The organism is Oscillibacter sp. UBA6647, from assembly GCA_002455655.1.
Taxonomy (GTDB): domain Bacteria; phylum Bacillota; class Clostridia; order Oscillospirales; family Oscillospiraceae; genus Oscillibacter.
This window is the reverse complement of the sequence record DKLF01000102.1, coordinates 2646-7184: the sequence shown is the minus strand read 5'-3', so window position 1 is coordinate 7184 and position 4539 is coordinate 2646. Positions and strand designations below refer to the sequence as shown.

General features: G+C 56.9%; 6 protein-coding genes. 1 reads left to right on the top strand and 5 read right to left on the bottom strand.

Annotation, left to right across the window (positions count from 1 at the left end):
• The 5 genes from B2W96_RS07710 to atpE form a co-directional block, all read right to left on the bottom strand.
• Positions 1 to 321, bottom strand: a 321-nt coding sequence (locus tag B2W96_RS07710; RefSeq protein ID WP_293009707.1) for a F0F1 ATP synthase subunit gamma, incomplete at its 3' end; no start/stop codon positions are given.
• 6 nt (positions 322 to 327) lie between these two features.
• The gene (gene atpA / locus B2W96_RS07705; RefSeq protein WP_293009706.1) at positions 328 to 1860 is read right to left on the bottom strand and encodes a F0F1 ATP synthase subunit alpha; all 1533 of its coding nucleotides are present in this window, start codon (positions 1858 to 1860) and stop codon (positions 328 to 330) included.
• On the bottom strand, positions 1857 to 2381 hold the full coding sequence (gene atpH, locus B2W96_RS07700) for an ATP synthase F1 subunit delta (protein WP_293009705.1): 525 nt from the start codon (positions 2379 to 2381) through the stop codon (positions 1857 to 1859). The genes atpA and atpH overlap by 4 nt, the downstream gene beginning before the upstream one ends.
• The gene (atpF, locus tag B2W96_RS07695) at positions 2378 to 2866 is read right to left on the bottom strand and encodes a F0F1 ATP synthase subunit B (RefSeq protein ID WP_293009704.1); all 489 of its coding nucleotides are present in this window, start codon (positions 2864 to 2866) and stop codon (positions 2378 to 2380) included. The genes atpH and atpF overlap by 4 nt, the downstream gene beginning before the upstream one ends.
• Positions 2867 to 2878: 12 nt before the next feature.
• Positions 2879 to 3094 carry an ATP synthase F0 subunit C gene (gene atpE, locus B2W96_RS07690; protein ID WP_293009703.1) on the bottom strand — a complete coding sequence of 72 codons (216 nt, stop codon included), beginning with the start codon at positions 3092 to 3094 and terminating at the stop codon, positions 2879 to 2881.
• Positions 3095 to 3375: 281 nt separating this feature from the next.
• On the opposite strand from atpE, the gene B2W96_RS07685 reads away from it, so the two are divergent.
• Positions 3376 to 4539: IS110 family transposase (locus tag B2W96_RS07685; protein ID WP_293009702.1), on the top strand; the 1164-nt coding region annotated here is incomplete at its 3' end.

The window sequence follows — 4539 nt, the reverse complement described above, 5'->3', positions numbered from 1 at the left end:
CGCCGCCTCCGCCAGCTTGAGTACATTGTGATTGTAAGCGCCCGCCAGACCCTTATCGCCGGTAATAATCACGTAGGCCACGGTACCCTGAGACCGCTCCGCCCGAAACGCCGGGTCCAGATAAGGGTGCGTCAGCTCGGGGGAGCGGTGGAGAATATCGGTGATGGTTCTCTCAATCCGGTCAAAGTACGGCTTCACGTCGTTTAGCTGTTTGCGCGCTTTTCGCAGATTGTTGGAGGAAATCAGGTACATAGCGTTGGTGATTTTCCGCGTTTCCTGCACACTGCGGATATGGGAACGGATCTCCTGCATACTTGCCATCGGGCGTCACCGCCCCTCTTTTTCCGCAGGCACGGCCCCGGTGCGCACTTTATACGCCGCAAGCTCGGCGCGGATGGTTTGTGCCGCCGCGTCGGAAATCACGCCGGTTTTTTGAATTTCCTCTGTCACCTCGGCATGCGAAGACTCCAGTTCGTCCACAAACCCGCGGACAAACACTGAGACCTTGCTCTGAGGCACGTCGTCCAGCAGACCGCCCGTGGCCATATAGAGAATCACCGCCTGACGGTACATCGGGATGGGATGATAAAGGGGCTGCTTGAGCAGCTCCATCATTCCTTTGCCGTGGTCAAGCAGCTTTTGGGTGGATGCGTCCAGATCGGAGGCAAACTGGTTGAATACCTCCAGCTCCCGGAAACGAGCCAGATCAATCCGCAGTGTGCCTGCGGCTTTTTTGATGGCCTTGGTCTGGGCCGAGCCTCCCACGCGGGACACGGACAGGCCCACATTGACGGCCGGCCTCTGCCCGGAGAAAAACAGGTTTGATTCCAGATAAATCTGCCCGTCGGTGATGGAAATGACGTTGGTGGGAATATAGGCAGACACATCGCCCGCCTGCGTCTCAATAATGGGCAGCGCCGTCATGGACCCGCCGCCGTATTTTTTTGTCAGACGGCAGGCCCGCTCCAGCAGGCGGGAGTGAAGATAAAACACGTCGCCGGGATAGGCCTCCCGTCCGGGGGACCGCTTCAATAATAACGATAGCGTGCGGTAGGCCACGGCATGCTTGGAAAGATCGTCATAGACAATCAGCACGTCTTTGCCCCGGCTCATAAAATATTCACCCACGGCGGCGCCGGTATAGGGGGCGATATATTGCAGGGGGGCAGGCTCGCTGGCGGTGGCGGAGATAATGATGGAATAGTCCATTGCCCCATACTTTTCCAGCGTATCCCGCACCTGTGCCACGCTGGACGCCTTTTGTCCGATAGCCACGTAGATGCAGATCATGTCCTGCCCCTTCTGGTTGATGATCGTGTCCACGGCGATGGCGGTCTTTCCGGTCTGGCGGTCCCCGATAATCAGCTCCCGCTGGCCCCGGCCGATGGGGACCATGGCGTCGATGGCCAGAATGCCCGTCTGCATGGGCACATTGACTTCTTCCCGGGTCACAACGCCGCTGGCCTCGTGCTCAACGGGGCGGGTCTCCGTGGTTTCCACAGGGCCTCTTCCGTCAATGGGCGCGCCCAGCGCGTCCACCACGCGGCCCAGCAGCCCCTCGCCCACGGGCACGTCCGTGGTCCGTCCGGTGCGGCGAACCGTCGCTCCCTCGCCCAGATTTTCCTCAGGTCCCAGCAGCACGCAGCCGACGCTGTCCCGCTCCAGATTCATCACCATGCCCCGCACGCCGGTTTCAAACTCCAGCAGCTCGCCGTACACCGCGTTGCCCAGTCCATAAACTGTGGCAATGCCGTCGCCCACGTTTAAAACCGTGCCGGTTTCGCTGCGCAGGGCCTTGTTATCGTAATTTGAAATTTCCTCCCGCAGGACGGAGACAATCTCATCCGCTTCATTTTTCATATCATTCGCCTCTCTTGCAGTTGCCTCTCCATATCCCAGAGCTGGCCGCGGACGCTGTAATCATAGGTAAATCCGTCGATCTCCAGAACAAACCCGCCCAAAAGGCCGGGGTCCGTCTCGATTTCCAGTTCCACCGCGTCTCTGTGATGCAGGGCGCACAGCCGCTTTTGAAGTCCGTCCAACTGCGCCTCGTCCGGGATATGGACGCAGCGCATCCGGCACGCCGCCGTATTGCGCGTCTCCAGCTCCAGCGTGTGAAACGCCTCGGCAATCTCGGGCAGCAGCGCCATCCGGTTTTTGCGCGCCAGCAGCCTGTAAAAATTTAAAAGTCGGGCATCTTCCTTTAAAACGTCCAGCCGCTCCAGCACCCGTTCTTTCTCCATGCGGTCAACGGTGGGGTCCTCCAGCGCACGGCGAAGGGGAGGAGTGTCCCCAATCAGGCGGACGGCACGGACAAAGCGCTCCCGGTCCACCCCTAAGTCAAAGCAGGCCGCGGCATAGCGGCGGGCAAGCTCACTCATGACGGATCACCCGACTCGGACAAAAAGGAGTCCACCAAAGCCAGATCGTTTTTCCGGTCCAGCTCGCTCTGCGCCACCTTGGCCGCCGCCAGAAGCGCAAGCTGGGCAACCTCCTTGCGCACACCGCGCAGCATGCTTTCCCGCTCGGCCTGAAGCTGGCGGCGGGTGGTTTCCATCAGCTTTTGCGCGTCGGTCCGGGCGCTGTCCAGCGCTGCGTCATACTCTTTTTGCGCCTGCGCTCTGGACTGAGCCAAAAGCGTCTCGCTTTCCTGCCGGGTCTGGGCCAGTTGCTGTTCATACTGGTCATGCAGTTGCCCGGCCAGCTTTTTTTCACCCGCGGCATCCTCCCGGTCCTTTTGGATGGCCTGCGCCCGGCTATCTAAAATGCCGGTTACCTTCTCAAACAGGAAGTGCCTCAGAAACAGCCAAAGCACCAGAAGGTTGATGACGGTAAATAAAATTGTGTAGGGACTGAAGTTGAGCACAAAAATCGCCCCTTATCCCGCAAAGATTACGACAAGCCCGATGACAAAGCCATAAATGGCAGTGGCTTCGGCCAGCGCACAGCCCAGCAGCAGGTTGCTGCGGATTTGGCTTGCGGCCTCCGGCTGGCGGGCAATGGCCTCGGTGGCCTTGCCGGTGGCAAAGCCGATTCCAATTCCGGCTCCGATTCCTGTTAAAACTGCAATAGCAGCACCAATTGCGACAGACATAATTCGTTCCTCCTACTACTAAAATATTATTGTCGGACAAAGCGTGTCAGCCAGACACGCTTTGCTCGTTCTCATGCCTAAGCTACAATGGAAAGGATAATTGGACTGACGTTCACCTCCTTGGGCCATATATGCCCGCTTAACAGACAGTCAGCCATCCTTCCCATTGTAGCGTTCGATTAAGCAGGTTGGATTACCATATCCGCGTCACCAAGTAGGTTGAATCGGCAATGAGAAAAAGATGGTGGCCAATTACATACCAAAGACTTGGGGGAATGCAAATGAACTGTGTTGGCATCGACGTTTCCAAAGGAAAGAGCATGATCGCCGTCATGCAACCCCTTGGAGAGGTGATAATCTCGCCTTTCGAGGTGTATCATACCGGCAGTGAACTGAGCGAGCTGGCAAGGCTGCTCAAAAGCCTGGACGGTGAAACGCGTGTAGTGATGGAATACACGGGTAATTACCATGCGCCGGTGGCCTGGCTGCTCCACGACGCAGGGTTCTATGTCTCCGTGGTCAACGCTATGCTGGTGCACGACTACGGGAACAACAGTTTAAGACGAGCCAAGACCGACAAGAAAGATGCCATAAAGCTGGCCAACTACGGCCTTGACCACTGGCTCACGCTGCCGAGATATGTTCCGGAGGAAGATACCCGGCTGATGCTGAAAAACTGCTACCGGCAGTACCAACAGTATTCCAAGGTAAAGACCATGCTCAAGAACAATCTGATTTCCTTGCTGGATACCGCTTTTCCTGACGCCAATCGTCTGTTTACCAGTCCCGCCCGTGCGGATGGCAGCGAGAAATGGGTGGATTTTGTGGATGCTTTCTGGCACTGTGAGTGTGTCTGCGGCCTTTCGGCGAAAGCCTTTGTCACCAAGTACCAGAAATGGTGCAAGAAGCATGGCTACAATTTCAGCGAGGAAAAGGCTCTGGATATCTACGCCTCTGCCTGTGGCCATTTCGGGGTTATGCCTAAGACCAACACCGCAAAGCTGCTGGTGGGACAGGCTGTTTCGCAGCTGCGGGCGATCTCTGCTGCTCTGGCAGCGTTGAAACAGGAAATGCAAGCCCTTGCAGAACGTTTGCCGGAGTACCCAGTTGTCATGGGAATGTTTGGTGTTGGGCCGACACTTGGTCCGCAGCTCATGGCTGAAATTGGCGATGTGCGGCGTTTTTATTCCAAGAAAGCTCTCGTGGCATTTGCCGGCATTGACGCTCCACCGTACCAATCTGGCCAGATGGATGTCCGCAGCCGGAGCATCTCCAAACGTGGTTCTGCTGCCCTGCGCAGGACACTCTTTTTGGTTATGAGCGTGTTCCTTCAACAGTCTCCCACTGATGAACCTATCTACCAGTTCATGGACAAAAAACGTGCAGAGGGAAAACCCTACCGCGTCTACATGATGGCCTCCGCAAACAAATTCCTGCGCATTTAC